This is a genomic window from Candidatus Skiveiella danica (genome assembly GCF_022705245.1).
Lineage (GTDB): Bacteria > Pseudomonadota > Gammaproteobacteria > Burkholderiales > Burkholderiaceae_C > Skiveiella > Skiveiella danica.
The window spans coordinates 1-540 of record NZ_JAKJEW010000187.1; the positions used below are offsets into that span (position 1 = coordinate 1).

A 540-nucleotide genomic window follows, 5' to 3' on the forward strand; every position below is an offset into this window, starting at 1 on the left:
CGATCTTCGCGTATGTGGCGGCGTCGCCGAAAGTGGGCGTGGCGCGCACGCGGGCCCGTTTTTCCACGACGGCCTTCAACGTGCTGGGCGGCTGCGCACTCGGGTTCTACGACGGCTTCTTCGGGCCGGGCACGGGCTCGTTCTGGGCGATGGGCTTCGTGCTGCTGCTCGGCTATCCGCTCCCGCAGGCGACCGGGCACACGAAGGTGATGAACCTCGCGAGCAACGTGGCTTCGCTGGTGTGGTTCGCCGTGCAGGGCCACGTGCTCTGGCTGCTCGGCGCCACGATGGGCGCGGCGAACATCGCGGGCGCGCTGCTCGGCTCGCACCTGGCGATCCGCAAGGGCGTGTGTTTCATTCGTGGCGCGTTTCTCGTGGTCGTGGCCGCGACGATCGCGCGGCTGCTGTGGCGGTCGCTGGCCGGGTGAGGCGGTGCCTCCGACAACGGCGCTGCGATCACCTTGGTCGCCGGCTTGCCGCTCAGGCTGACAAGCGCAGTTGGATCCGACAGAAGGCAACGAATAGAACGAAGTGTGAACG

1 protein-coding gene is annotated in these 540 nt (G+C 68.0%); it reads left to right on the top strand.

Annotated features, from left to right (window positions below):
- On the top strand, positions 1-428 hold a 428-nt coding region (locus ACMUOY_RS20905), incomplete at its 5' end, for a TSUP family transporter (protein ID WP_413894619.1).
- Between the last annotated feature and the right edge of the window lie 112 nt (positions 429-540).